We start from the raw sequence: 26,200 nt of genomic DNA on the forward strand, positions 1-26,200 counted from the left end.
GTTATATTTTTCGTGAAAAGAGGGTGATACCGTGCGGTATTTTAGCGACTCTTTGCGTATTTTTCTAGAGAGCTTCTCAGTTATCTTATTGATCATTAACGGAACCATGATGCCGACAGTACTGGGAAAAATTTTATTCGTTCTAGTGCTACCTCTTTTGATCGTCTTATATTGGGCCGAGTTCATGGCACCTAAGTCAAAAAATCGAGTGAACGAGTTTACCCGTTTGATCTCAGAAATCGTCATCTTTGGTGGTCTGACCATCGAAACATTCGGCTTGGATAATCGTGTCTTTGCGATTTCATATCTTATTCTAGTAATAATTAGTGAGTTATTCGAACATACAACTTCAAGAGTATTTTTCAAAAAGCATCATCGTGTTTCATAATTAAATATATTCTCTAAAAGTATTGAAATTAAAGCTTTTTAGAGAATATATTTTTTGTTTAAGTTACAAAATATTCGTTACCAAATCTCCCTTCATATATGATAAATTTGAAATGGATAGATAAGAATCAATCTTTTTAAAGCGCTTACAATATATTAACTTGGGGAGAATAGAGATGAGTTTTTTAGCAACAATATTTGGTAGGGATGTTTTGTCGCACGATTTAGCTGATGCACATGCTAATCATTCGTTGCAACACTTGCGTGTGGGGTCGCATACTTTTAATATTTCGACTGAGATCTTAGATTTGCTTTGGTTTGGGGACGGCCGTCGCAAGAATACTGAGGAATTTGAGGGCGATTCGATTTCTGAGCCATCAGAGATCATGACTCGTTCACAAGTTTATAAGGAAGATATCGACAATGTCGGTAACTATCCGGAGTTTCGCAATCTGACTCCAGGACAGAAGTATCGTTTCTTGACTTGGCTAGAAGATATCGAGCAAAAAGAAGATATTGGATTTGCCTATTTATTGCTATACGCTTTGGAACGTCGCATCTGCATGGGCAGCATGGTCGAGCCGGCAGTCAATTTGATCTGCAAATTGCATCAACAAATTGAAGACGAAGAGTTCGTTCGCCAATCTTCTGATGCATTGGTATGGGCAGCCTATAAGTATAAGCGAGTCGAATTTTTAAACTGCTTGAAACTCGACAGCATGCCAGATGAGACACAAACGCTGGTAAAATTATATACGCACGGCCATTTGAACGGGCACGACATCATGTTGATCTCCGAGAAGATTGGACTAGATGATCAACGTTATGTGACCGGTAAGCCACGTTTGTTTGAAAAAATTTTGAATGATAAGTTGGCTAAGAAATACGAAGAAGGCAATTTTTCTATTAAGCACATTGATCATGCCGGCAAATGCAACGTCAATGTCTTGCTGTCGAATTTCTCTTTGCCAAAGGATGAACGTAAGATCAAGGTTCCTAATTTACTGGAAAATAAGAACGTTCGTAAGCCATTGCTGAAGATGCTAGAAGAAACTAGCGAGGCAGTTAAAATCGAATTAGTTGGACATTATAAAAGTTATTACTCATAAAATGTAGGTCAGCCACGAGGCTGGCTTTTTTGTATAGGGTCAAATTTGGTTAAACAATATCATTTATATTAATGAATTAAACCGATGATAATCAAATATAATGATGTTAAGGTAGGTGACTGTGATGAAAAAATTAGTAGTGATCGACGTGGGCGGAACATCAATCAAATATGCTTTGTGGAATCAACAGACTCAGGAATTAACTAACAAATCAAAAGTTGATACACCTAGGACCTTGAAAAATTTTTACCTGAAGCTGGAGGACATTGTTGCCGAATTTGACGGCGAAGAGTTAGATGGAGTATCCATTGCTATACCAGGTGCAGTAAATCAGAGAACTGGCGTGATCGGTGGTATTTCAGCATTACCTTATTTGCATAACTTCCTGATTAAATCGGAAATCGAGAAGCGACTAAATTTAAAAGTCAAAATGGAAAATGATGCTAACTCTGCTGCATTAGCAGAAATGAAGTCCGGTGCCGGAAAAAACTTTCATAACGTGATTTTCTTTGTCATTGGCACAGGTGTTGGCGGTTCAGTCGTGCTTGATCGAAAAATTGTTCACGGCACGCATTTGTTGGGTGGCGAATTTGGCATGACCGCTTCGCATCATAACAAGCGGCTCAGCCACGTTGCCACGCTAGTGCATATGGCCGAACTGTATAACGAACAATACAAAAAGAACCTGACGGGACGTCAGGTTTTAGAACGTGCTCATAAAGGTGACGAAGGTGCACTGCGGTTAGTTAACTTAATGTATCACAATCTAGCCAGTGCTATATATAATGCTCAATTTTCGATTGATCCCGAAGTGATTATCATTGGGGGAGGCGTATCCGCCAATCCCATCTTCATCAATGATTTGAACTTCGCCATCCGTGACCTCACCAACAGAATCGGCCAAGTGCCAATGGTCCCACAAGTAATCGCAGCAAAGTATCATAATGATGCTAATTTGATCGGGGCAGCTTATAATTTTTATGATTAATAGTCCTCTTTTTGAATACATAACCAGACAGACAATCAAAAAGGTTGTCTTTTTTAATCTGTAATCTAACTTTAATTGTTTGTACACGTTTACATAACAATGATTTTATACAATAAAATTGGTGTATAAATTTTTTTTTAGGGGTGAAAATTATGGAAAGTCGCAGTACAAGAAATTCACGAAATAACAATAATCAAAATCAGGGGAAGACTAAGAAACCTTTTTACAAGAAATGGTGGTTTTGGATCTTAGTAGTTATCGTTATTGTAATATTCGGTAGCACTCAGTCTCATGGCAACAGCGATAAAGAGGCCAAGACTGATTCAACTAAGTCTGAAAAAGTCGATAAGAAGAGTACTTCATCGAATTCATCTGCAAATAAAGTTCCAGCGGACTATACTTCGGCTTTGAACAAGGCCAAAACATATTCAAGTATGATGCACATGTCTAAGCAAGGCATTTACGACCAGTTATCTTCAGATTCAGGGGAAAAATTTTCCGCGGAAGCATCACAATATGCAGTCGATAATTTGAAGGCTGACTATAACAAGAACGCTTTAGAAAAAGCTAAATCATATCAAAAGGATATGTCTATGTCGCCAGATGCAATCAAAGACCAACTAACATCGTCTTATGGTGAGAAGTTTACTGAAGACGAAGCAAATTATGCTATTCAACATTTAAACGATTAGGTCAATTGATAAGAATATGGGGATATAAATGGATACTCGAAGATCGAGACAATCAAGAAATTCAAGAAAGCATAGTCAAAGAAAACCACCTTTTTATAAAGATGTCTGGTTTTGGCTATTTATAGTTGCAGTACTATTTTTATTTGTTCCAGTAATCGTTCCTGGAAGTAGCGATGACACAGGAACTGGGCATACTAAGATTAGCCAAACAGCGTCGTCAAAACCGTCTACTAAATCAGACGATGCTGATGATTCTTCGGATTCAGGGGATGACTCTGATTACGACTCCGATGATTCAGATGAAGACACTTCAAGTGATACCGGGAAGACATCATTTGGCGAATCGATGGAATTTCAATCTGGTGAAAAAGTTACAGTTGAATCCGCCGAAGATGATAATTCAATCGAGTTGTTGGATGCAAAAGATGGCGAACATCCAGTAGCGGTAAAAGTCACAGTTGAAAATACGAAATCCTCACCATTGGATTTCAATCCAAATAGTTTTGACTTATACGATAGTCAAAATGAGATAGCCGAATTGAATGCTGAAACCTATGATAACAACATTCCGGATAGCATAGCAGCTGGAAAACAGGCAACAATGGTCTTTTATTACGGTGCCAAAGGTTCTGGACCATATAGTGTTACTTTTGGAAATGCTACCTGGGAATAAACCAACCTTATCGATAAAATGTCTATTTGTAATCGAACCTTAATTATTTAAACACAGTCCGATAATACAAAACTCCTACAATGAAAGCGTTACATGGATTTTTCTGGGGAGGAGAATTATGGACAATAGTAATTGGAGGAGATCGCATCAAATAAGCTTTTTAAAACGCCGTGCGCCATCAAAAGTTTTTTATCAAGCATGGTGGTTTTGGACAGTGGTCGTAATGGCTGCTCTCATACTTTCAAATAAGCAATATCGCACGATGATCATTCATGAATTTTATGCAATCGGACGCGCGGTAGGTGTGGTTTAAAACAGAATAATATTGCAGATTTAACTACTTGCAATCAATCAGGACCTCTCATAAGAGGTTCTTTTTTTATGCCTAGGTATCATAAGAAATCCTAATAATGAAATTACTGAAAACTGAGTATTTTAGTAATGCATGATGATATTATTCAGAGGAGAACAAGATGCCAAGTACAGAATCAGAAAATGAGCTGATCTATCCACCCATTCCAAATTCAAGTGATGGAGGTAATGGTTTCATGGGTAATTATGTTACCAAAGATGAATTCAAAGCAGCTGAAGACAATTTAGACAAACGCTTCGATGCAATTGATATGAAATTTGAAGAAGTCAATAAACGATTCGATCAGGTGGATCAAAAGTTTAAAAGAATAGATGAGCGATTCGACAAAATTGATTTTAAGTTTCAAAAAATTGTTGCAAGGTTTGATCATTTGGATGCAGAGATCAGTTTAATAAAGGAAAAATTCAAATTTACCGATGATCGGTTCGATTTGTTGGGTCAAAGAGTAGATTATTTGGAGAAAACGGTAATCGTATATTTAGGCATGATGACAATTATGATTGCAATTCTAGCAATTATGACAATTATCAGGATATATTTTTAGATAAACTTTGAACTTAAATCATAAAGTTGGAATCAATTCAATTGCGTAATTTAACAGTAAATTACGTTTTAATTGGAGGGATCTATGATGGAGTTCGATGAAAATCAATTACCAAAACCGGTTGAAGGGGGAACAATAATCATGAGCGATAAATACGTTTCGCACGATCAGCAAAAAGATTTTGAAAAAAGCATGAATCTTAGATTCGACACAGTTGATGGCAAGTTAAATAACTTGAATGATAAAGTTGATATCAAAATTGGCAATTTGTCAGATAAATTTGATATTAAGATGAATGACTTGTCAGACAAAGTTGACACAAAGATAGATGGATTGTCAGATAGAGTTGATACCAAGATTGACGATTTGAGCGAGAGAGTAGATATTAGGATTCATAGTTTGTCAGATAAAGTTGATCTTAAATTTAATAATTTATCAGACAACTTTGATAATAAATTGAATAAAATGCAATCCAAAACTAACTTCAAGTTAGATAATCTCAATAGTAAATTCGATAACAATTTAAGCAGTATGAAAACTGAAACAAACATGAAATTCGATAAACTCGATAATAAGTTAGATACCAAATTTGAGAGCATGCAAGCAGAAAATAGTTTTAAATTCGATAAACTAAACACGAAATTTGACAGCATGCAAACAGGGACAAATCTGAAGTTTGACAAGCTTAATGATAAATTCGATACCAAATTTGAGAGCATGCAAGCAGAAAATAGTTTTAAATTTGATAAGCTAAACACGAAATTTGAATCATTACGCAACGAATTCGTTAGTTTAAAAGATGATATATCGCGTGAATCTATTCATAGAGATAAACAGGAAAAACATTTAAGAACATCAAATAACTGGACAGTTGTATTCATGTCGTCAATTCTCTTGTTGATTTTAGGGAAATTGTTTATATGATGCATATCCAATGAATAAACTGGTGGGCTTGAATAAGAACTTATCGATGTTGGGGGAACCCCAACGAGTAGATGTTGATATATCTCATTAGGAACTAGTGAGTTGTGATGTTGGGCAAAGCTCAACGAGCCCTTTAAGCCAGAGTGAACCAATAGTATCTCACGAGGAACAAGTGAGATATGAAGTTGGGTGAAACCCAACGAACCCACTCAAAACCAGAGTGAACTGACTACCCCAAATCTTTGGCAAGAAAAAGTCGCATTCCTTCTTTCAAACAACAAAAGGGGATTTTGATTTAAACCAGATTAGACGGAGGACGGAAATCGCGTGGGGACCAAATGCTGAGATTATCCTTAGCAATTTATTGCTTAGGATAAGACCAAGCTTGAAGACAAGCCGTCACGCAGTGACACTTGGCTTCAAGTTGTGTCCAGCATGTCACGGATCCCCGAAAGCGATTTTCGTCCGGAGTCGGACCGCATACCGCATATAAAATATATAACGAAATATAAAAAAAGCCCATGATCCAACGACCATGGGCGTAAATACTATCTAAATATCATCACTGATATATCGGCATACTTTGCCATATAAGATGCTTGAGAACCAAAATGCTTTCTAACACCCTTACGAGCTTCTGAACCAATAACCAATAAATCAGGATTAAATGCAGGAATGACAGACTTGATGATAGTTTCACCAGGAGCACCCTCGTCAACAACAGCAGAAACATTATTGACCCCAGCGTCCTCAGCTAACTTTTTATATTGGAGAACGTGCTTTTCAAGATCTTTACGTTCACCATGGATATAATCCTTACTCAAAGCCTCATATACGTTCATCGTATTGTCTTCAAGAATTGATGCGATGATCAATTCTGAGTCATCCTCTTTGGCAGTATGAATTGCATATTTTAAAGCTAAGAGTGAATCTTCGGAGTCATCGACACCGACCAATATTCTTTTAAAAACATTATCACTCATAATTTTCTCCCCCAGATGGTAATTATTCAGCGTCAGCTTCTAAATTTTGTTGTTCAGCATAACGTTTATTACCACGATATAGTTCAAAGATTGTCCAAATCAACAATGCAACAACAGCAACAATTAAGATATATGCAATTGTATGTGCAATTTGTGTTTGCATAGCAGTAGGCTTGTCACCGAAGAATGCTTCGATAGCATCTGGTAAACCTAGCATGTTAAGGAATGTTAATCCGACAACGGAGATCCAACCTAAACCTTGAATCCACCAACTATTTTTGAAACGGTTACCCATTTCCACTTTGCTGTCAGTCATCAATAGCAATGGCAACATTGAGAATGGAAGGGCGAAGGCCAAGAAGACCTGAGAGTTATTCATTAAATTATTTAAAGCAATGTGTTCTTCAACGGCAGATTTACCACTGAACATAACCACACAGATAAGAACTGGTACGACTGAGATCAAACGTGTTACTAAACGACGTAGCCAAAGTGGCATTCTCATGTGGACGAAACCTTCCATGATAACTTGACCAGTCAAAGTACCTGTAATAGTTGAGTTTTGACCTGATGCCAATAGGGCAACGGCGAATAATGTAGCTAGAACACCTGACTTAGCAACACCGATCAATACGGGGTTACTTAATGTTGATGTATCTTTTAAAGCATCATATAGACCGAAGAATGAAGGGTCTTGAACGGCACCATTCTTAAATACGGCCACACCCATAACTAATAGTAGGGCGTTAACGAAGAAAGCAGCTGTTAATTGGATATTTGAATCCCAAGCTGAGAAACGAACGGCTGTAGCAACGTCTTCTTCATCGTTGTGATCAACAGCTCTTGTTTGTGAAATAGCAGAATGCAAGTAAAGATTATGAGGCATAACAGTAGCACCGATGATACCTAATGCACCTGAAAGTGGTGTCATACCGTTAACAGAATGTCCACTGGCAAAAGTATCAGCTGATGGAACTAAACCTCTAACTACGGCTCCCCAGTTAGGATCTGATAGAGCAACTTGATATGCGAAAACGAAAATAATAACAAGAATCAAAGCAACAACGATAGCTTCGATTTTTCTAAAACCAATCTTTGTAAGTAAAAGAAGTAACAGAACATCAAGTACGGTGATAAATACGGCTACTACCAAAGGAATATTGAATAGCAGGTATAAAGCAATCGCCGCACCGATTACTTCGGCGATATCTGTGGCCATGATGGCCAACTCGGTTAGAATCCACAGAACGATTCCCAAGGATTTACTAGTTCTAGCTCTAATAGCTTGAGCCAAATCCATTTGAGTCACGATTCCTAGTTTAGCCGCCATGTATTGCAAAAGCATCGCAACCAAACTCGAAATTAGGATTACTGACATTAGTAGGTACTGGAAGTTTTGACCACCGGTAATAGATGTTGACCAGTTACCTGGATCCATGTAACCAACGGCTACGAGGGCACCGGGACCTGAATAAGCTAAAAGTGTTTTCCAGAATCCCTTGCCCTTTGGTACTTTAACGGTACCATTGATTTCTTCCAAAGATGGGCCATTTGCGTATTGGATCAACCCGCCCTTAGATTTCTTATTATCTGACATATATATAATTCCCCTTTCTCTTGTCGTATACATTCTAAAGCATCACTTAGCATATGTGAACCATAAAATTAGGCAAGGCTAACTGACCACTTATACCACATAAACATATTGAAACCGCTTTAAACATTGGCAATACAATGTTCGTAATGTTGTACATTTGGAAAAAATTAGTCTAAAATAAAATAATAAATATTTTTAGATGCAAACAAACAATAAGAATGTTGATTGATAGTCAAATAATTTAAAAAAAGTGAGGTAGATAATGGTGAAAGTCATTGTTGCAATGGACTTATCCGACGTTCCCATCGTGGACAGCGAGACAGAAATTTATACGGTTTTAAGTAAAAATAATAAAAAGTGGGCAAATGATCACAAGGGCGTTGGAATCCAATTTATTAAGATGCCAGCGTATATTAAAGTTGGCGATAAAGTAGTAAATACCTTTGTGCAAAAGGCTTTAAAGATCAAAGATAATTACAACGATATGCTGAGATTCGTTTACTTTTCACATTTAGTTTCCTATTATATTTCGCAAAGAAAATTTGATTTAGTGGTGTTTGAAAATCAATACCTTTGTGAAAAAGTGTTAATGCAGTTTAATAATTCAGAACGTTATCAAGACCAAGTTGAGATATTGTAGTAAAAAAGCGAAAATCTTTGGATTTTCGCTTTTTATGTAGTGAGGAATCGATTTTTTCAAAAAGACTTTCAAAAGTCTGGACCATTCCATATAGTAGTATTTAGGAACTGAAATTTTCAAACTTAAATAATAATATGGGAGCTAAGTCATGGAATTAAACCACGTAATGGCCGTTGTTTTTCGATTGTTAGAAGCTGAAAAAGAAAGTCGCACGGAACTATGTAAAATTTTGGATTGTCAGCCTGAAGAAATTTCTGACATCATTACGCTACTCAAAAAGTTAAATTTTGATATCAAAGTTAGTTCTGGACGGTATCCAACCTATGCGTTGAACACGCAGATCGTGATGTTCAGACGATTTGTGCGACTAAATCAATTTTTGGCATTGAATCAAGCCATTACTAATAAATCGATTCCCATGAACAAACGCTCCCTTGCGAATTTTGTGAAAAAATTAATGGATGAAGCTGACCGTTTGCCTTATGGCACTTTATCATACCCAGATTTGCACGAAGCTGCCCATCTGATTAATCTAGACATCGCTTCAAACGCAGCCCAAGCGTATCTAGCTAGTCAGAAACATCGGGTCTTAAATATTCAGTATTACGATACCAAGGGTGTCTTCACGACACGCGATATTGAACCGATGGAAGTGTTCTATCAAGACCACGAGTGGTATATTTGGGCATTTTGTCGTTTGCGTAATGACCTCCGGATTTTTAAAGTCGAATCCATTTATGAGTTAGAAACCACGCGAACCAAGTTTATTCGCAAACCATTTGACTTAAAAAACGGAACCGAAGATCCGCGGTCGTTTCGAGATCGTTATCTAGTCAATCTAGAATTCAATCCATCACAACATGCATTTGTTAATAAGACGTTTAAACGTGATAAAGTAGTAAACCTGCCAGACAGAATCTTAGTGCTGGAAAAAGATTTTTATAATGAAGAATTTGCAATCAAGTGGCTACAGACAGTCAAACAAAAGTTTAAAGTTCAGTCGCCCAAGGCATTGCAGAAAAAATTGCAATAACAATAAATAGAAGTAAAAAGGTCAATTCAGTTGAATTGGCCTTTTTACCAGGATAATTCTGTGAAATTGCGTTATTTTGTTCTCTAATTCTACTTTCATACCGTAAACTTCAAAACATCTAGCAATTAATTGTCGATGATGCTTAAATCAAGTTAGTGATGAATTTTACAAGTGATTCTTGACTTACCAACCTCCAGATGAAGATCAGGTCTTGGTTAAGAAGAATGGAGGTGAATCGATGCCAGAACAATTTTCTGCTGTAAAAAATTGGCGGTTAAATATATATTCATTTTTGACCGGTCAATTTGTTTCCGGGATAACTAGTATGATCGTCCAATACGCTATCATCTGGTATTTGACCAAACGGACTGGTTCAGCCACGATTTTGAGTGCTGCAACCTTAGTTGGTATGCTGCCAATGGTCTTGCTGAGCCCTTTAGTCGGCCCCTTCGTTGACCGTCATAATAAAAAAGCTTTACTGATCATACCAGATATTGTTTCCGCATTAGCCGCGATTTTACTGAGTATTGCCGGCTTTATCGATCACAATATACCAATCTGGATAATTTTTGTTGTGCTATTCATTCGGTCAGTTGCTCAGACTTTCCAGATGCCGACGATCCAATCAATGATGCCGACCATGGTGCCACAAGATCAACTGACTAGGGTGAATGGACAACTAGGCGTGGTCCAAAACTCCAATTTGATAATCGCCCCAGCCTTGGGTGCATTGTTATTTGCTATCATACCGCTACCAATTTTAGTATTGCTAGATCCACTAGGGGCAATGTTTGCGACACCGATCAACCTCTGGATCAAGATTCCCGAAAGACCGATTTTTAATGAAAAAATTAAATTGTTGGCAGACGTCAAATTTGGTCTGACTAAGTTAAAAAGTAAACGTGGCTTATGGATGCTGACGTTGTTGGGAACGTTGTATACGCTATTTTTCATGCCAGCAACCACGATGTATCCTTTGATGACGATGTCATATTTTCACGGGACAGTCGGTGAAGCCGGAATCATTGAAGGAATCTTTTCAGCCGGAATGTTGCTGGGTGGAGGCATCATTGGCTTATTTGGAAAGTGGAAAGATCGAGTGACTCCGATCCTTTGGTCAATGCTTTTTCTAGGAGTAGCCTTTATCTTCAGTGGCAATCTACCAGGCAACTTTCGTGGATTGATCTGGTTTGGCATCCTCAATGCAATAGCCGGAATAGCGTCGCCATTTTTCAGTACCTTATTGATAGCGATGCTTCAACAAAGCTATCCTTCAGAGATCCTGGGACGGATCATGGGAATATTTAATTCATTGATGAATCTATCAGGTCCCGTCGGACTGATTTTTGCCGGACCTTTAGCCGATTCAATTGGGGTCAACAACTTGTTTGTCGTATCCGGAATTGGTACGCTACTTTGTGGATTACTAGTTTTGACAGTGCCACTCGCCAGAAGATACGATGCACAATTGCAAGAAACAATTGATGAGGAAAAATGAGGTGTTAGTATTCTAACTAAAAAGATAATTACTAGACATTCAAATGACTATCAACTGATGAAAAAAATGTATTTTGAAGCATTCCCCAAAGAAGAACGTGTTCCTTGGATGTGGTTAATGATGCAGTCTAGAAAGCAATTTATCGAATTTATTGCTTTTTACGATGACGACCAATTTGTTGGTTTTGCCTATATCATCAGTCGTCAAAAACTGACGTACATCTTCTATTTAGCAGTCAATTCTGAATTACGCGGTGGAGGATATGGTAGTAAGATCCTTCAAGACATTTTTAAAATGTATGAGGGCCAACACTTTGCAATCAGTGTCGAACCAATCGATGATACCGCCGACAATGCAGCACAACGTCGCAGTCGGGTGAAGTTTTATGAACGAAATGGCTTTACAATGTCATCAAAATTGGCACTGGAACAAGGCGTTAAGTATTCGATGATGTATCACAATGGCGACTTTGAAAAACAAGACTACATTGATCTTATTGCCTATTATGCTGGGATCTTCTCAGGCATCTTCAAAACGGAATTTATCGATTAAGCACCGTGTCAGCGAGTTGTTGATACGTATCAGTAAAATAACTATTTTTTAAAAAGACTAGGTTGATCGGATGAGAAATATTAAATCCGTTGAGATCGAGTCTTTTTAGTTTGCCGTCATTTATTTCAGTTTCCACCAATGATTCATAAATAAAACTGATGCCAGGAGACTGCTGCAATAGTTGCACGATGACCGATGGACTAGCGATTTCGATAATATGCTTGAAGTCATTGATCGAAAAATTTTGCGTGCCAAGCCAATGTTCTAAAATTTCGCGACTACCCGAGCCAATTTCACGGACGTAAAGATTTTTATCGAACAAGTCGACAATGTTCTTTGAGTCGAAATTAAGAGCAGGATTGCTGACGCCAATGAAGTTCTCATTTTGTAAAAAAATCGAGTCGAACTCTGACTTGTTAAAATTGCCTTCAATCAAGCCAAAGTCGATCCTGCCATCACGAATATTTTGAAGGATGTGAGTTGTGTTATTGATTTCCGAAGTTAAAATATGAAACTTGCTGGAAAGATTTTGGATGAATTTTGGCAACAGAGTAGTGCTCAAACTCAAGGTGCAGCCCATCTTCAATCGATTTTGGTCTGCGTTAGTTTGCATAGTCTGAATGACCTTGCTAGTTTCAATGTCGATCTGCTTAGCAAGTTCAGCAAGTTTGACTCCTTGTTCAGTCAATTCGATCCGGTGGCCGTTATTATTGACGAGATGGAGATGTAATTCGGTCTCCAGTGAACTAATTTGCTGAGAAACAGCCGGTTGCGTGATAAAAAGCTGCTTTGCAGTTGCTGTGTAAGATCCCGTGTTTTCAAGGATAATCAAGGTTTGATAACGTTTATCTAGCATATTCGACCTCCGGTATAAGTAAAACTTATGATGTAGCAAGAAATACTAATTTTTACTTATGATACTTTTATATTACTATTTAAATTACGCAAAGGGGGATGAATATGTACGTAAAATTTTTCGAACGTGGATTTATTTATGCATTTTTAATGACTTTGATTTGTTCAATCATTGGAACGCTGCTAGGTGGACTGCCATACTTGTCGATCATTGGTGCCTTAGTTATTTCATTGATTTTAGGGATGCTATTTCAAGTTTATCGACCAGCTATTGAAAAAGCCGAAGTTGGAATTGGCTTTATTTCTAACAAATTTTTGAGACTAGGAATTATTCTCTTAGGATTCAAACTCAACTTGGTAGATCTGGCTCATGCAGGAGTTAAAACAATCTTGGTCGCTGCCGTTGTTGTGACAGGTGTGATCATTTTGACATACAATATTGCGCGTAAGTTAGGTGTCAACAAACGCTTGGCAATTTTGACAGCCAGTGGAACAGGAATTTGTGGAGCCGCCGCCGTGATGGGCGTGTCGCCACAGATCAAAGTTGATAAAGACCAGGAACATAAAAAAAGAAACGAAGAAGTTTTGGCGGTCGCTATCGTCGCAATTTTAGGAACAGTCTTCACCTTGATCGAGATTTCGATCAAGCCATTGTTGCATATGTCTCCTTCACAATTTGGTGTAATGGCAGGTGGGTCATTGCACGAAATCGCCCATGCCATCGCAACCGGTGGAGCTGGCGGTCCGGTCAGCCTTGACGCAGCCATCATTACCAAACTTTCAAGAGTGTTGCTATTAGCTCCAGCTGCTTTGATCATTGGAATCTGGTATCAACATTCTGAGAAAAAAGCTGATGATGCTACTAAACAAAAATTGCCGATACCTTGGTTCATGGCGGGATTCTTAGCTGCCAGTGTGATCGGTACCTTCGTACCAATGACAGCCAACGTTTTAGACTTCTTAGTTAAGCTCGCTTATCTAGTACTAGGGATGGCGATGGCAGCTTTAGGTATGACAGTCAATTTCAAAGCTTTCGTTAGCAGTGGGAAAAATGCAGTTCTAGTTGCATTGAGTTCATCAGTAATTTTGTTACTATTTATGATTGTGGTAAGTAAAACTTTTTTCTAAAGTAATAATTTATCGAAATTTCTATGAAAATTCATAATTTAGGACTAAAATCTAGGCTTACGGAAAACCTAAATGTGAGGTAATTAATTTTGAAGAGATTTTCGATTCAACAAATCAAGAGTAAATGGATCTTATTGATCTCGATCGCAATATTTTTTATTACCTATCTAATAGACTTGATGAGTCCTCGAGATAAAATAATCAGTTTCTTTGTAGTTGGGACAGTACTGGCTACATTAGTCGCAGCCATCTGGGCAATTGTCAATTACGTGGGACACCTGCAAGTGAACCCACTTTATAAGACGGAGACAGACATCAACAAGCATCAGCCAATCTTTCAGGTGCACAATCATCAGTATTTGTTTTTCTGGGGGTCGCTTGCAGTTCTAATTGGAATGATCTTGTTCATCGTCGAGTTCTTGGTCCCAAGCTTTCGAACAGTGATAATGGTCGATATCGGCGTAACACTAGTGTGTTACGGAGTCGGTTTTTATCTGACGTTTTTCATGTATTTGTTACTAGATAAGTTATTGGCAAACAAGTAGAGCCACTTCTAAACGGAGGTGGTTTTTTTGTTGGTCGTGTGAGACCCGACTCCGGACGGAAATCGATTGCCTTTCGTCTGGAACGTAGGGGAGACACTTTGAGCTATTTTCAAAAACCGAAAACATCTCAAAGCTGCCTCTTATTGTAAGCCGGCGTCATCGCCGACCAACAATAACTTCCCTACTGAGCCGGGCATCGATTTTCGTCCTCCGTCTAAATAGAGTCAAGTCAAAGTCCCTAAATATATTTGAAATAAGGAATGCGACATTTACTTGTATAAACTTGAAGTTAGTCGACCAAATGAAAGTTTTTGCCTGATTTTGAACAATGGAGGAGTAACCGCGACGCCATCAGAATCAAATAGAATCGAGATTCAATTCAAAGTTATAGGTGAACTAGAGTGAACAGACAAGTCCTCGGTAATTTCTAACACTGCCGACATACCTTCTTTCTATAAGGGGGGAGATTTGATGATATTTAGACGGAGGGGTGGTGGAGCGCTCGGCCTCAGTAGTGAAATAAATTATGGAACGTACGTCGCCTTTGGCGCGTGCGCCACTGTCTAAAATGTTGGCTACGCCAACGAACAATCAAGGATGCCAGAGCCGAAAGAGCGGAACCACCCCGGAGTCGGCCCGCATACCGCATTAAAAGTAGTTTAGGAAAGTCTTATACAACCACAATTCAAATCACTGGTATACACATCCAAAGTGACGTATTATGCTACTATTGTCTCAAGACTAATTAGGTATAAGAGAGGGTTTATTAATGTCATATCCACAATTAGATTTAGAAAATGCAACTGGCAGCAAAGTTACTATCAAAACAAATCATGGCGACATCAAAATTCAACTATTTGACGACCTAGCTCCAAAGACTGTCAAAAACTTCATCGGCTTGGCTGAAAAAGGCTATTACAATGGTGTTATTTTCCACCGTGTCATTCCTGATTTCATGATCCAAGGTGGCGATCCTACTGGTACAGGTGCTGGTGGCGAAAGTATTTATGGTGGTCAATTTGAGGATGAGTTCTCAAATGAACTTTTTAACCTTAATGGTGCCTTATCAATGGCTAACGCTGGTCCTAACACTAATGGCAGTCAATTCTTCATCGTATCAAACGAGAACATGCCTAAACGTATGTTGAAGGACATGGCTTCGGCTGGTTATCCTGAAGAGATCATAGCTGAATACAAAAAGGGTGGTACTCCATGGCTTGACCACAGACACACTGTTTTTGGGCAAGTTATCGAAGGCTTGGACGTTGTCAAAGAAATCAGTAAAGTTAAACGTAACAATAATGACAAGCCAAACGAGGATGTTGTTATGGAAGAAGTTACTGTTGAAAAAGCTTAATAGAGCAAGATTAAGATCTGACGATGTCAGGTCTTTTTTTTGAGTGAAATTGTTTGCAAATATCTCAAATGTGATTTAGTCTAATCAGAATTGTTATGATTTCAAACAAAGTTTTTACTATTTAAAAAATCTGTAATGATGTCACCTTGTTTGTAGTATGATAACTATTGGTCTAGACAAATACAGTCTTTAGTAAAAAATACAATTTTAGATAGAAAAGAGTGATTTATTGTGGGAGTCTTATTAGCACTGATTCCAGCCATTGGTTATGGTGTTCAACCGCTGATTGCAACTAAAGTCGGAGGAAGTCCTTCTAACCAAATTTTTGGAACTGGATTTGGTGCCGCCATCGTCGGAGTAATCATGTGGGCGATTTTTGGAACCGCTAGCGGATCTGGATTTTGGTGGGCATTTCTAGCTGGAGCTTTATGGTCATTGGCTCAAGCAGGACAATACGTGGCCTTTACCCAAATTGGCGTTACTAGAACGATGCCAATCTCAACTGGATTGCAAGTTGTCGGTACATCGTTGATCGGTATTTTAATTTTTGGCGAATGGAACAAATCTTATTCCAAATGGGTCGGAGCAATTGCTATCTTGCTAGTTGTTATCGGTGTTGCATTAACAGCTATCACTGATAAAAAAGAAGGCAATTCAGCCAGTGCGTCAATTGGACGTGGCTTAGCAGTTTTGGTTCCAACAACAATTGGATATTGGGCTTACAGTGCCTTGCCAAAAGCATTAGACTCAGTTTCAGGAACACATCTACTTTTTCCAGAAATGTTAGGAATCTTTGTGGGAGCAATCATCTACAACTTAGTTAGAACCAAAGGGAAGAGCTTCGCACAAAAGGAAAGCTGGCAAAACGGAATCATCGGAATAGTGTTCGGAATTTCATCGCTAGCCTACATTTTCGCGGCAAAAGATGCCGGAGTAGCAACGTCATTCGTAATCACCCAAATGAACGTAGTAGTATCAACCTTAGGAGGCCTATTCATACTCCACGAAAGCAAGACCCCAAGGGAAATGAAATTCACCCTGTCAGGCTTAGCCTTAATAGTAGTTGGAAGCGTCATGACAGCATTCCTATAAAATCCATTGGAATATGAATGAACAAAAATGGATAAATTGCATCATTGAAATCGTAAGTGACGCATAGCGTCGCTGAGAAAAGCAATATGGTTTTTACAGCAAGTTTAGGATAATTAGCTCGCATACCTTCTTTCAACATACGAGGAGATCTTGACTTAACTCTGTTTAGGCGGAGGACGGAAATCGCGTGGGGACCAAATGCTGAAATCATCCTTAGCAATTTATTGCTTAGGATGAGGCCAAGCTTTAAGACAAGCCGTCACGCAGTGACACTTGGCTTAAAGTTGTGCCCAGCATGTCACGGATCCTCGAAAGCGATTTCCGTCCGGAGCCGGCAATACAACGCAAACCAACCCAAAATAAAAAGCAATCTCACGAGTCGCTCGAAACTCGAAGATTGCTTTTTTTTATGGCTCAGACGTCCTATTTAAGTTCGTCTGTCTTGCCATAATGATGTCTAGCATAAGCATAAAATGGAAGGCCAAGAAGTGTTACAGCCAAACCAAGCAATGCCAAACCAGTTTGTGTGAAGATAGTTGAAACGACGATGAAGATACCACCCAGGATCGCAATAATTGGTGTTACTGGATACCAGAGAGCCTTGTAAGGACGTTTCATTTCAGGTTCACGTTTTCTTAAAATGATTGTAGCAGCGAATGTCATTGTGTAGAAGATCCAAATTACGAATACCAACATGTCTGTTAGTGTATTGAAATCTCCGATAAATACCATGACACAAGCAATAGCTAATTGTACCAATGCAGCAACGAATGGAATTCCGTATTTTGAAACTTTCGAAAGTTTTTCGCTGAATGGTAAAGTCTTGTCTTTAGCCATTGCGTAAGGGATACGAAGTCCAGTCATAGTGTAACCGTTAATTGCACCGTAGACTGAGATCAAAATACCGATAGTAACTAATCTACCACCGAAGTCACCAAAGATTACTTTGGCAGCGTCAGCAGCTGTACTTTCGTTACCGATGATACTTGCAAGTGGTAATGTCTTCAAGAATACAAAATTAATAAAGACGTAAATTAAAGTGATACCAAGGAGACCGAAGATAATAGCACGTGGCAGATCGCGCTTAGGGTTCTTCAATTCTCCAGCGATATTACCAACTTGAATCCAACCATCGTAAGCAAACATGGTAGCTAGAAGTCCATGACCTAAACCAGTCATGAAGTTGATATCGTGACCTGCTTGAATAGGGAAGAGTGGAACGGGTGCTCCGTCCTTAGCAAACAAACCAACGATGATGATTAAACCGATCGGGATCAATTTGAAGACAGTTGTAAATGTCTGGAAGTTACCAGCAAATTTAGCTCCCATCAAATTAATTCCTGTAATTGAGAATGCAACCAATAATGCTACGGGGATTGACCAACTGCGGTCAACGCCGAGCAAATGGAGCAATTGAGTACTGAAAACAATCGATAACGCGGATATATTAGCGGGGAAGTAAATAACCATTTCAGCCCAACCAATCATAAAGGCTGAGGTTTTTCCGTAGGTGTGATGGATGTATTCCACCATACCACCGGTTTCTGGAATAGCAGCTGAAAGTTCAGCTGTTGTCAAACCAGCGGCAATGGTGATCAATCCACCGATCAACCAAGCCAGAAGGGTCATATTAGCTGATCCGGTTACTTGCGTTACAACGGGGGTCTTAAAGAAAACTCCTCCTCCGATCGACGTTCCGATAACTGTTGAAAGGGCTGCCCAAAAGCCAACATTTCTTTTGAGCTGTGCGTCTTCGCCCATCGTTAATTCCTCCTATGTCCGGAATTGATTGAGAATGTTTTCACAATCATTCTAACAAAAATAAAAAAATTTAAAAGGGCAAAAAATGATTTTTGTCTAAGTTGTAAGCAAAGTTTTCAAAAAAACAAATTGGATATACCACTGTAAAGGGTGACACAGTAAGCTACGCAGAGTTTTGTCATGATATTTACCATTTGGCATGAAAATAATCAAATTTGTTTTACCGAAAATTAATTTAGGAAAATTTTTGTTAAAATAATCACAAATTTACTGAAAGTTTCTACGAAATAGTGATATCATATACATTGATGAAAGCGATTACAAAACATAAAAGCTTGGAGTAGGGACTATCATGCGACGAAAATCGATTGACGATTTAATGTGTGACTCAAAGAGTAAGCCCAAAACATTAGGGCTTTTCGATCTAACTATTATGGGAATAGGAGCTATCATCGGAACTGGTATTTTGGTACTGACAGGTATTGTTGCTGCCACGGATGCTGGTCCTGCGGTAATCTTCTCATTCTTAATCGCTGCATTGGCAAGCGCACTGATTGGACTTTGCTATTCAGAATTAACGACCACGATTCCTAGTTCTGGAAGTGCGTATGTCTATTCTTGGATTACTATGGGCGAACAAATTGCCTTCTTCTCCGGTTGGACACTTGTTGGAGTTTACATTACAACTACAGCAACGGTTGCAACTGGTTGGACAGGTTATGTAGATTCTTTCTTAAGAGAATTAGGCGTTCATATACCAAGAATTTTGACGGCGGATCCATTTAACGGAGGATTAATAAATTTACCAGCCGTTATTATCGTCTTGTTAATAACCTTGTTATTGACTAGAGGGATGAGCGAAAGTAAAACTATCAACAATATTTTGGTTCTGGTTAAATTAGGAATCATTATTTTATTTATTGTTGTTGGTGCACTTAATATCAATCCTTCAAACTGGAATCCATTTTTACCATTTGGAGTTAGAGGTATTTTTACCGGAGCTTCAACGGTATTTTTCTCATTCTTAGGGTTTGATGCGTTGGCAACATCGGCCGAAGATTGTAAGAATGTTCAGAAAAACTTGCCAATTGCAATTATTGCATCACTAGTAATTTCAACGATCTTTTATATCGTGGTCAGTTTAGTAATGACGGGAGATGTGAAATATAACCTATTAAACGTTCCAGAAGCAATGGCGTTCGTATTGATCACAATTCATCATCCAGGTGTCGCTCAAGTTGTTTCAGCCGGTGCGATCCTTGGTATCTTGGCGGTTATCTTAGCATTTATCTATGCTGCTTCAAATATTGCTATGTCAATGAGTCGTGGAGGATTTTTACCACCTTCAATTAGCAAATTAAGCAAGAAGAGCCACACGCCAAACAAATCATTGTGGATGATTGGATTGATCACCGCAACTTGTTCAGGATTTTTCGATATTAAAAAATTAGCAACGTTTGCTAATGTTGGATCATTATGTATTTTCTTCATTATTTCAATAGCAGTGATCCTATTGAGAAAGCAACATCCTGAATTGAAACGCTCATTCAAAGTGCCATTTGGCAATGTGATCCCAATTGCATCAGCTGTGGTATGTGTGATTTTACTATTTAATTTACCTGGTACAGCCTGGTTAAGCTATATTGGCTGGTTAGCAATTGGTGCAGTATTGTACTTTGCGTATTCGAAAAAACATGTTATCTATTGATTTTTTTTGACGTTATTTGTGAAAACATTAGTTATCTAATCAATGAACACATGTCTATTTTATGAATACATTCATGAAAATGGTTTCCAAGTTATGGAAAACGTTTATCAATTGATAACAAAATTTGGTTAATTTATTTTTATTTTTCAAAAAAGTTTGTTCCTCAAAAATCTAATTTATTTTCTGAGAGAAAGAGATATGAATTTGATATTTTGGAAAAAATATTATATTGGAAAAAGATATGATCTACAAAACGGAAAATCGCTTTCATCAGTAGCAAATTGATAAAAAAGAGATATTTTATTTCAATATTTTGTTATTAAAATATATTTGAAAATTAGATAATTTCTAACTATATTTTAAATAAAATAATTAATTATAATTTACGGAAAACGCTTGCAATACTTGATTTTTTAAGATATATTCAGTGTGTAAGTAAAGTGAAAAATTTAACAAAGAGAGCTCGAAACAATGGCAAATTTTTATATTTTAACTAACAATCCGATGGTCAAAGATAAATATTCTGAAATCACTCATTTTGACGAAAATTTAACAGTTGCAGATATTTTTACCCACGGCCGGGATGCCATTCATCTTGGAGCAAATTTGATAAATCATCCACTAGCTGGCAGCATCAAACCGAATCAAAGTCCTTACAAAAGTTTAGTCTTAAGTGACCGCGAAGGAGACCTCGATATGTTTTCATTAACTTTGATCGAAGGAGCGATTCAAGTTCTGAAAAAACTTCGTCCAAGAGATCAAGGATACAGTGAAAGCACATTAGAAGATTTTCAAGTTATCGATTTAGATTTGCTTGATTCTGCCATTGAGAGTTTACCTTACGAGTACCACGAGTAAACGGACTGCAGATGTCTGCGTATGGAAGGAGAAAACTTTATGTCTGAGTTATATGATCTTTTGATTGTCGGTGCTGGACCTGGCGGACTTGCAGCAGGGATTTATGGAAGCCGTGCTAAATTAAAAACCGCGGTAGTAGATAAGAACGCTGAACCAGGTGGACAAGCAGCAACAACCGAAGAAATGGAAAATTATCCTGGGTTCTTTGAAGGTTCGACCGGTCCAGGAATTATGAAGAAATTTGCTGATCATGCTAAATATTTCGGAACAGAATTCATCAGAGGAAACGTTGATGAAGTTGATTTCTCAGGACCAGTAAAGAAAGTTCATACACAACAAGGCGATACTTTTGAATCTAAAGTAGTTGTATTGTCACCAGGTGCTACACCTAGAAAAATTGGAGTTAAGGGCGAAGCTGAATTAAGTGGTCAAGGCGTTAGTTATTGTGCCACATGCGATGCTGATTTCTTCGTTGACCTAGATGTTGTAGTTGTTGGTAATGGTGATGCCGCTATTGAAGAAGCAGAGTATCTTACAAAGTTTGCTGAAACTGTAACAGTTATCGTTATCCACGAAGAAGGAAATCTTGACTGCAACAAGGCAAGTGCTGAAAAAGCAATGAAGAATCCTAAACTCAAATGGGTATGGAACTCAACCGTTCAAGAAATTGCCGGTGATGGATTAGTTGAAAAGGTAGTGCTAAAGAATATTAACACTGGTGAATTAACAGATTATCCAACAAATGGTGTCTTCGTATTTATTGGTACAGAACCACATACAAACTTCCTTAAAGGAAAAGTTGAATTAGACGATCGTGGTTATCTAGTTACTAACGATATGATGGAAACTAACGTTCCTGGCGTTTATGCAGTTGGGGATGCAAGAGTTAAATACCTACGTCAAGTTGTTACCGCAGCTTCAGATGGTGCAATCGCAGCATCAGCAGCTGAAAAGTACTTGTCAGAATTACAAACATTACAAAATGATGTTCTTGATGCAAGTAAAGAAAAACCAACTATCTTGGCATTCTGGGCTCCACAAATTCAAGAAAGTATTGATTCTATCGCTTCTGTTGAAAAAGCAGTTGAAGAAAAAGATGATGCAGTTGGCTTAGTTAAGTTAGATACATACAGAGCTAAGAAGACAGCCACACAATACAACATTACAGAAATCCCAAGTATCGTCTTATTCAAAGATGGTAAAGACGTTGCCCGTCTAGAAGGCGTAAAGAATATCACTCCCGAAGCAGTTGAAGATTTAGTAAAACCTTACGTACAAGATTTAGTTAAGTAACACAAAATATAAACCCCTTGAGGGGAGGTGAAAATTATGATGGAACATTTAACAAAAGAAAACTTAGAAAGCACAATCGCAGACACAAAAGGACTAATTATGATCGACTTCTTCAGTCCAAAATGTGTACCATGCATGGCTTTGATGCCAGATGTTGAAAAATTAGCTGAAGAGAAAAAAGACGAAGCTACATTCTTTGCATTTGATACAACAGGCAACATGAGAACTGCTATGAAACAAAAGGTTATGGGTATCCCTGCATATTTGTTCTACAGAGATGGTGAAAAAGTTGCTACTCTTGGCAAAGATATTCTTGAAGACAAGGGAATGGCAGCTGTTACAGAAAAATTAGATGAATTAACAGCAAAAGCTTAAATTCAAATAGTTCTGTGATCATCATCAATATGCTTAAGGAGGGATATTATGCGACTAACAATCGGCAACGTCATCATTAACGATATTGAATTCGGCGACAAGACCGAAGTTAAAGATGGCACATTGTTCGTTAATAAAGACGAACTGATCGAAGCAGCTATCGGCGGAGATGAAAGAATCAAATCACTGGAAGTTTACCTTGCTAAACCAGGTGATAACACTCGGATCATTCCTGTTAAGGATGTCATCGAACCACGTGTTAAGGTCGACGGCCAAGGCGGTATCTTCCCAGGTATCGTAAACAACGTTGACCAAGTAGGTTCAGGACAAACAAATGTACTTAAAGGTGCAGCAATTGTTACAACAGGTAAGATTGTTGGATTCCAAGAAGGAATCATCGACATGAGTGGAGAAGGTGCTAAATATACACCATTCTCAAAGACAAACAACATTGTCTTAAAGATGGAACCACAAGATTCAATCAAACAACACGAACATGAAGAAGTTCTACGTTTGCTTGGATTTAGAGCATCTAACTATATTGGAGAAGTAGCTAAGGATCTTAAACCTGACAATGAAGAAGTTTATGAAACAAAACCTCTCTTGGAACAAGTTAAAGAATATCCAGATCTTCCAAAAGTAGTTTACGTATATGCTCTACAAACACAAGGCTTGATGCATAACACATTCTATTATGGCGCTGACGCTATGAAGATCGTTCCTACATTTATGTATCCTACAGAAGCCTTTGATGGAGCTATTGCAAGTGGTAACTGTGTTTCAGCTTGTGATAAGAACCCATCATATGTTCATTTGAACAGTCCTGTTATTAAAGACTTATATTCGAAACATGGTAAAGATATTAACTTTATCGGATGTGTCATTACCAATGAGAACGTGACATTGCAAGACAAGAAACGTTCATCAAATATGACTGCTAAATTAGTAGAAATGCTTGGCGCAGATGCAGCAATCATCTCAGAAGAAGGATTTGGTAATCCTGATGCTGACTTAGTTATGAACTGTAACAACCTTGAAAACAAAGGTATCAAGACAGTTCTTGTAACTGATGAATATGCTGGACAAGATGGTGCCAGTCAATCATTAGCTGATTCAACACCTAAAGGTGACGCTGTTGTAACTGCAGGTAACGCTAACGTTGTTGTTAACCTACCAGTTATGAAGACAGTTATTGGTCATCCAGAAGCCGCAAACGTTATTGCTGGTGCTTGGGATGGAAGTTTGCATGACGATGGAAGCATCGAAGCAGAAATCCAAGTTATCACAGGTGCAACAAACGAATTAGGTTTCAACACACTATCAGCTAAGACTATTTAGTCAGTTAGTTAGTAAACATTAATTTAATAAAAAATAGAGAAGGAGAGAGCATTATGGGTATTCTTGAAAACAAAAAAGTTGCCATTTTAGGCGACCGTGATGGAATTCCTGGTATGGCTATCGAGGCTTGTGTCAAAACAGCAGGCGCAGAAGTTGTATTTTCAACTACTGAATGCTTCGTTTGAACGAGCGCCGGTGCTATGGACTTGGAAAACCAACAAAGAATTAAAGATCTAGCAGACAAATACGGAAAAGACGATCTAGTAGTAGTACTAGGTGGTGGAGAGGCCGAAGCTTGTGGCTTGGCTGCTGAAACCGTATCAACTGGTGATCCAACATTCGCAGGTCCATTAGCAGGAGTTCAGTTAGGACTCGGTGCATATCACATGTTTGAACTAAAGGATGAAGTTGATCCCGCAGTATACGAAGAACAAGTATCAATGATGGAAATGGTATTGGATAAAGATGCCATTATTAAAGAAGTCAAAGAATATCGCGCATAGGAATTCGCTACTTCCCAAACCTTTGTAAAGGAGGAACTAAGATGGGCAAAAAAAGAATTGTTCATTATATAAATCAATTCTTTGCCGGGATTGGTGGTGAAGAAAAGGCCGAAGTTAAACCAGAAAAACGTGACGGTGTTGCGGGACCTGGTATGGCTTTCAAGGCTCAACTAAGCGATGTGGCTGATATCGTTGGTACAGTTATCTGTGGTGATAGCTACTTCAATGAAAATGAAGAAGAAGCTTCAGAAACTGTTCTTGAAATGATTAAAAGTTACGATCCAGACTTAGTTATCGTAGGACCAAGCTTTAACGCTGGTCGTTACGGTGTCGCCGCTGGTGCAGTTGCCAAATTGGTAGATGAGAACTTACACTTACCAGTTGTTGGTGGAATGTATCCAGAAAACCCTGGTTTTGAATTGTACAAGAAACATGGATATTTCGTAGAGGTAGGTAACAGTGCCGCTACAATGAGGAAAGCTATTCCAGATATGGTAAGTGTTGTAAAACAAGTACTTGATGGAAAAGACGAAATCACAGGCTACATGCCAAAAGGTATCCGTGAAAATGTATTCAGACAAGAACGTGGTTCAAAACGTGCAGTTGAAATGCTCGTAAATAAAATTCAAGGCAAGGAATTCACAACTGAATATCCTATGCCTACCTTCGACCGTGTCGATCCAGCACCAGCCGTAAAGGATATTACGAAAGCAAGAATTGCTTTGGTATCATCTGGTGGTCCAGTTCCGAAAGGAAATCCAGACCACATCGAATCATCAAGTGCATCTAAGTATGGTAAATATAGCTTAGAGGGTATCGATGACTTCACACCAGAAAATGGTGAAACGGCTCACGGTGGATATGATCCAGTCTATGCAAATGAAGACTTGGATCGTGTATTGCCAGTCGACGTTGTTAAAGAGATGCTTGCTAACGGTGAAATTGGGTCATTGCACCCATATTGGTACGCTACCGTTGGTAATGGTACATCTGTAGCAAATGCTAAGAAATTTGGTACAGAGATTGGAAAACAACTTAAAGAAGACGGCGTAGATGCTGTTATTCTTACATCCACCTGAGGAACATGTACTCGTTGCGGTGCAACGATGGTTAAAGCTATTGAAGCTCAAGGACTACCAATTGTTCACATGTGTACAATTGTTCCTATTTCTAAGACAGTTGGAGCAAATAGAATTGTTCCTACAGTCGCAATTCCTTATCCACTTGGTAATCCTGAATTGGATCCTAAAGAGGAAAAAGAATTACGTAGAAAACTAGTCAGAAAAGCTCTTAAAGCTCTTGAAACACCTGTTACTGAACAAACAGTGTTTGACAGTTAGAGGAGCTCAAGAGATAAACAACTAGGAGCCGAAAATAATTTTCGACTCCTTTTT

27 protein-coding genes are annotated in these 26,200 nt (G+C 38.4%); 23 read left to right on the forward strand and 4 right to left on the reverse strand.

The genetic code is table 11. From position 1 onward, the window contains the following. Positions 1–31: 31 nt before the first annotated feature. The 8 genes from LKF16_RS09650 to LKF16_RS09685 all read left to right on the forward strand — a co-directional run bounded on the left by LKF16_RS09650 (position 32) and on the right by LKF16_RS09685 (position 5,690). Positions 32–388 carry a YrdB family protein gene (locus LKF16_RS09650; RefSeq protein ID WP_291470922.1) on the forward strand — a complete coding sequence of 119 codons (357 nt, stop codon included), beginning with the start codon at positions 32–34 and terminating at the stop codon, positions 386–388. Positions 389–563: 175 nt separating this feature from the next. Continuing rightward, entirely contained in the window at positions 564–1,496 is a 933-nt protein-coding gene (locus tag LKF16_RS09655; RefSeq protein WP_291470924.1) for a TerB N-terminal domain-containing protein, read from the forward strand. Positions 1,497–1,620: 124 nt separating this feature from the next. Next, entirely contained in the window at positions 1,621–2,484 is an 864-nt protein-coding gene (locus LKF16_RS09660) for an ROK family protein (protein WP_291470926.1), read from the forward strand. A 152-nt stretch (positions 2,485–2,636) separates the two neighbouring features. Further along, positions 2,637–3,176 (forward strand): Ltp family lipoprotein, encoded by a 540-nt coding sequence (locus LKF16_RS09665; RefSeq protein WP_291470928.1) that lies wholly within the window; start codon positions 2,637–2,639, stop codon positions 3,174–3,176. A 28-nt stretch (positions 3,177–3,204) separates the two neighbouring features. Then, on the forward strand, positions 3,205–3,849 hold the full coding sequence (locus LKF16_RS09670; RefSeq protein WP_291470930.1) for a DUF4352 domain-containing protein: 645 nt from the start codon (positions 3,205–3,207) through the stop codon (positions 3,847–3,849). Between the two features lie 118 nt (positions 3,850–3,967). After that, positions 3,968–4,162 carry a hypothetical protein gene (locus LKF16_RS09675; RefSeq protein WP_291470932.1) on the forward strand — a complete coding sequence of 65 codons (195 nt, stop codon included), beginning with the start codon at positions 3,968–3,970 and terminating at the stop codon, positions 4,160–4,162. A 160-nt stretch (positions 4,163–4,322) separates the two neighbouring features. Then, a complete protein-coding gene (locus LKF16_RS09680; protein WP_291470934.1) occupies positions 4,323–4,766 on the forward strand; it encodes a hypothetical protein in 444 nt (147 codons plus the stop codon). Positions 4,767–4,850: 84 nt separating this feature from the next. Further along, positions 4,851–5,690, forward strand: coding sequence for a hypothetical protein (locus LKF16_RS09685; protein WP_291470936.1), 840 nt, complete (start codon positions 4,851–4,853; stop codon positions 5,688–5,690). A 548-nt stretch (positions 5,691–6,238) separates the two neighbouring features. Here LKF16_RS09685 and LKF16_RS09690 read toward each other — a convergent pair. Both LKF16_RS09690 and LKF16_RS09695 read right to left on the reverse strand, forming a co-directional pair. Continuing rightward, a complete protein-coding gene (locus tag LKF16_RS09690) occupies positions 6,239–6,673 on the reverse strand; it encodes a universal stress protein (RefSeq protein WP_291470937.1) in 435 nt (144 codons plus the stop codon). Positions 6,674–6,695: 22 nt separating this feature from the next. Then, a complete protein-coding gene (locus LKF16_RS09695; protein WP_291470938.1) occupies positions 6,696–8,270 on the reverse strand; it encodes an Nramp family divalent metal transporter in 1,575 nt (524 codons plus the stop codon). 262 nt (positions 8,271–8,532) lie between these two features. Here LKF16_RS09695 and LKF16_RS09700 point away from each other — a divergent pair, with 262 nt between their 5' ends. The 4 genes from LKF16_RS09700 (at position 8,533) to LKF16_RS09715 (ending at position 11,993) form a co-directional block, all read left to right on the forward strand. Next, a complete protein-coding gene (locus LKF16_RS09700; RefSeq protein ID WP_291470939.1) occupies positions 8,533–8,910 on the forward strand; it encodes a hypothetical protein in 378 nt (125 codons plus the stop codon). Between the two features lie 148 nt (positions 8,911–9,058). Next, positions 9,059–9,943 carry a helix-turn-helix transcriptional regulator gene (locus LKF16_RS09705; protein WP_291470940.1) on the forward strand — a complete coding sequence of 295 codons (885 nt, stop codon included), beginning with the start codon at positions 9,059–9,061 and terminating at the stop codon, positions 9,941–9,943. Positions 9,944–10,181: 238 nt separating this feature from the next. Next, the gene (locus LKF16_RS09710) at positions 10,182–11,441 is read left to right on the forward strand and encodes an MFS transporter (RefSeq protein ID WP_291470941.1); all 1,260 of its coding nucleotides are present in this window, start codon (positions 10,182–10,184) and stop codon (positions 11,439–11,441) included. Positions 11,442–11,498: 57 nt separating this feature from the next. Beyond that, complete coding sequence (locus tag LKF16_RS09715) at positions 11,499–11,993, forward strand: GNAT family N-acetyltransferase (protein ID WP_291470942.1); 495 nt, start codon at positions 11,499–11,501, stop codon at positions 11,991–11,993. On the opposite strand, the gene LKF16_RS09720 is transcribed toward LKF16_RS09715, so the two are convergent. Beyond that, positions 11,983–12,849, reverse strand: coding sequence for a LysR family transcriptional regulator (locus LKF16_RS09720; protein ID WP_291470943.1), 867 nt, complete (start codon positions 12,847–12,849; stop codon positions 11,983–11,985). The genes LKF16_RS09715 and LKF16_RS09720 overlap by 11 nt on opposite strands. A gap of 104 nt (positions 12,850–12,953) precedes the next feature. Here LKF16_RS09720 and LKF16_RS09725 point away from each other — a divergent pair, with 104 nt between their 5' ends. The 4 genes from LKF16_RS09725 to LKF16_RS09740 all read left to right on the forward strand — a co-directional run bounded on the left by LKF16_RS09725 (position 12,954) and on the right by LKF16_RS09740 (position 16,970). Next, positions 12,954–13,976, forward strand: a complete 1,023-nt coding sequence (locus tag LKF16_RS09725; protein ID WP_434735167.1) for a YeiH family protein — start codon at positions 12,954–12,956, stop codon at positions 13,974–13,976. Positions 13,977–14,065: 89 nt separating this feature from the next. After that, positions 14,066–14,521, forward strand: coding sequence for a hypothetical protein (locus tag LKF16_RS09730; protein ID WP_291470946.1), 456 nt, complete (start codon positions 14,066–14,068; stop codon positions 14,519–14,521). 769 nt (positions 14,522–15,290) lie between these two features. Then, positions 15,291–15,878, forward strand: a complete 588-nt coding sequence (locus LKF16_RS09735; protein ID WP_291470948.1) for a peptidylprolyl isomerase — start codon at positions 15,291–15,293, stop codon at positions 15,876–15,878. A 231-nt stretch (positions 15,879–16,109) separates the two neighbouring features. Then, complete coding sequence (locus LKF16_RS09740; RefSeq protein WP_291470950.1) at positions 16,110–16,970, forward strand: GRP family sugar transporter; 861 nt, start codon at positions 16,110–16,112, stop codon at positions 16,968–16,970. A gap of 423 nt (positions 16,971–17,393) precedes the next feature. Here the strand turns inward: LKF16_RS09740 and LKF16_RS09745 are convergent, their stop codons facing one another. Continuing rightward, positions 17,394–18,731, reverse strand: coding sequence for an APC family permease (locus LKF16_RS09745; protein WP_291470952.1), 1,338 nt, complete (start codon positions 18,729–18,731; stop codon positions 17,394–17,396). 352 nt (positions 18,732–19,083) lie between these two features. On the opposite strand from LKF16_RS09745, the gene LKF16_RS09750 reads away from it, so the two are divergent. The 7 genes from LKF16_RS09750 (at position 19,084) to grdB (ending at position 26,146) form a co-directional block, all read left to right on the forward strand. After that, complete coding sequence (locus tag LKF16_RS09750) at positions 19,084–20,439, forward strand: APC family permease (protein ID WP_291470953.1); 1,356 nt, start codon at positions 19,084–19,086, stop codon at positions 20,437–20,439. 471 nt (positions 20,440–20,910) lie between these two features. Continuing rightward, the gene (locus tag LKF16_RS09755) at positions 20,911–21,297 is read left to right on the forward strand and encodes a GrdX family protein (protein WP_291470955.1); all 387 of its coding nucleotides are present in this window, start codon (positions 20,911–20,913) and stop codon (positions 21,295–21,297) included. A gap of 39 nt (positions 21,298–21,336) precedes the next feature. Further along, entirely contained in the window at positions 21,337–22,590 is a 1,254-nt protein-coding gene (gene trxB, locus LKF16_RS09760; protein WP_291470957.1) for a thioredoxin-disulfide reductase, read from the forward strand. Positions 22,591–22,626: 36 nt separating this feature from the next. Further along, entirely contained in the window at positions 22,627–22,965 is a 339-nt protein-coding gene (locus tag LKF16_RS09765) for a thioredoxin family protein (RefSeq protein WP_291470959.1), read from the forward strand. 48 nt (positions 22,966–23,013) lie between these two features. Continuing rightward, on the forward strand, positions 23,014–24,303 hold the full coding sequence (locus tag LKF16_RS09770) for a glycine/sarcosine/betaine reductase component B subunit (protein ID WP_291470961.1): 1,290 nt from the start codon (positions 23,014–23,016) through the stop codon (positions 24,301–24,303). 53 nt (positions 24,304–24,356) lie between these two features. Then, positions 24,357–24,806 (forward strand): glycine/sarcosine/betaine reductase complex selenoprotein A, encoded by a 450-nt coding sequence (grdA, locus tag LKF16_RS09775; RefSeq protein WP_291470963.1) that lies wholly within the window; start codon positions 24,357–24,359, stop codon positions 24,804–24,806. A 41-nt stretch (positions 24,807–24,847) separates the two neighbouring features. Further along, on the forward strand, positions 24,848–26,146 hold the full coding sequence (grdB, locus tag LKF16_RS09780) for a glycine reductase complex selenoprotein B (protein WP_291470964.1): 1,299 nt from the start codon (positions 24,848–24,850) through the stop codon (positions 26,144–26,146). The last annotated feature ends 54 nt before the right edge of the window (positions 26,147–26,200 follow it).

Source organism: Companilactobacillus sp. (assembly GCF_022484265.1).
Taxonomy (GTDB): domain Bacteria; phylum Bacillota; class Bacilli; order Lactobacillales; family Lactobacillaceae; genus Companilactobacillus.

Coding starts and splice junctions, on each gene's coding strand:
- LKF16_RS09770 (WP_291470961.1), top strand. CDS start 23,014: ATGCGACTAACAATCGGCAACGTCATCATTAACGATATTGAATTCGGC.
- LKF16_RS09655 (WP_291470924.1), top strand. CDS start 564: ATGAGTTTTTTAGCAACAATATTTGGTAGGGATGTTTTGTCGCACGAT.
- LKF16_RS09700 (WP_291470939.1), top strand. CDS start 8,533: ATGGTGAAAGTCATTGTTGCAATGGACTTATCCGACGTTCCCATCGTG.
- LKF16_RS09670 (WP_291470930.1), top strand. CDS start 3,205: ATGGATACTCGAAGATCGAGACAATCAAGAAATTCAAGAAAGCATAGT.
- LKF16_RS09680 (WP_291470934.1), top strand. CDS start 4,323: ATGCCAAGTACAGAATCAGAAAATGAGCTGATCTATCCACCCATTCCA.
- LKF16_RS09685 (WP_291470936.1), top strand. CDS start 4,851: ATGATGGAGTTCGATGAAAATCAATTACCAAAACCGGTTGAAGGGGGA.
- LKF16_RS09720 (WP_291470943.1), bottom strand. CDS start 12,849: ATGCTAGATAAACGTTATCAAACCTTGATTATCCTTGAAAACACGGGA.
- LKF16_RS09765 (WP_291470959.1), top strand. CDS start 22,627: ATGATGGAACATTTAACAAAAGAAAACTTAGAAAGCACAATCGCAGAC.
- LKF16_RS09710 (WP_291470941.1), top strand. CDS start 10,182: ATGCCAGAACAATTTTCTGCTGTAAAAAATTGGCGGTTAAATATATAT.
- LKF16_RS09725 (WP_434735167.1), top strand. CDS start 12,954: ATGTACGTAAAATTTTTCGAACGTGGATTTATTTATGCATTTTTAATG.
- LKF16_RS09690 (WP_291470937.1), bottom strand. CDS start 6,673: ATGAGTGATAATGTTTTTAAAAGAATATTGGTCGGTGTCGATGACTCC.
- trxB (WP_291470957.1), top strand. CDS start 21,337: ATGTCTGAGTTATATGATCTTTTGATTGTCGGTGCTGGACCTGGCGGA.
- LKF16_RS09705 (WP_291470940.1), top strand. CDS start 9,059: ATGGAATTAAACCACGTAATGGCCGTTGTTTTTCGATTGTTAGAAGCT.
- LKF16_RS09715 (WP_291470942.1), top strand. CDS start 11,499: ATGAAAAAAATGTATTTTGAAGCATTCCCCAAAGAAGAACGTGTTCCT.
- LKF16_RS09695 (WP_291470938.1), bottom strand. CDS start 8,270: ATGTCAGATAATAAGAAATCTAAGGGCGGGTTGATCCAATACGCAAAT.
- LKF16_RS09750 (WP_291470953.1), top strand. CDS start 19,084: ATGCGACGAAAATCGATTGACGATTTAATGTGTGACTCAAAGAGTAAG.
- LKF16_RS09735 (WP_291470948.1), top strand. CDS start 15,291: ATGTCATATCCACAATTAGATTTAGAAAATGCAACTGGCAGCAAAGTT.
- LKF16_RS09675 (WP_291470932.1), top strand. CDS start 3,968: ATGGACAATAGTAATTGGAGGAGATCGCATCAAATAAGCTTTTTAAAA.
- LKF16_RS09745 (WP_291470952.1), bottom strand. CDS start 18,731: ATGGGCGAAGACGCACAGCTCAAAAGAAATGTTGGCTTTTGGGCAGCC.
- LKF16_RS09660 (WP_291470926.1), top strand. CDS start 1,621: ATGAAAAAATTAGTAGTGATCGACGTGGGCGGAACATCAATCAAATAT.
- LKF16_RS09665 (WP_291470928.1), top strand. CDS start 2,637: ATGGAAAGTCGCAGTACAAGAAATTCACGAAATAACAATAATCAAAAT.
- LKF16_RS09755 (WP_291470955.1), top strand. CDS start 20,911: ATGGCAAATTTTTATATTTTAACTAACAATCCGATGGTCAAAGATAAA.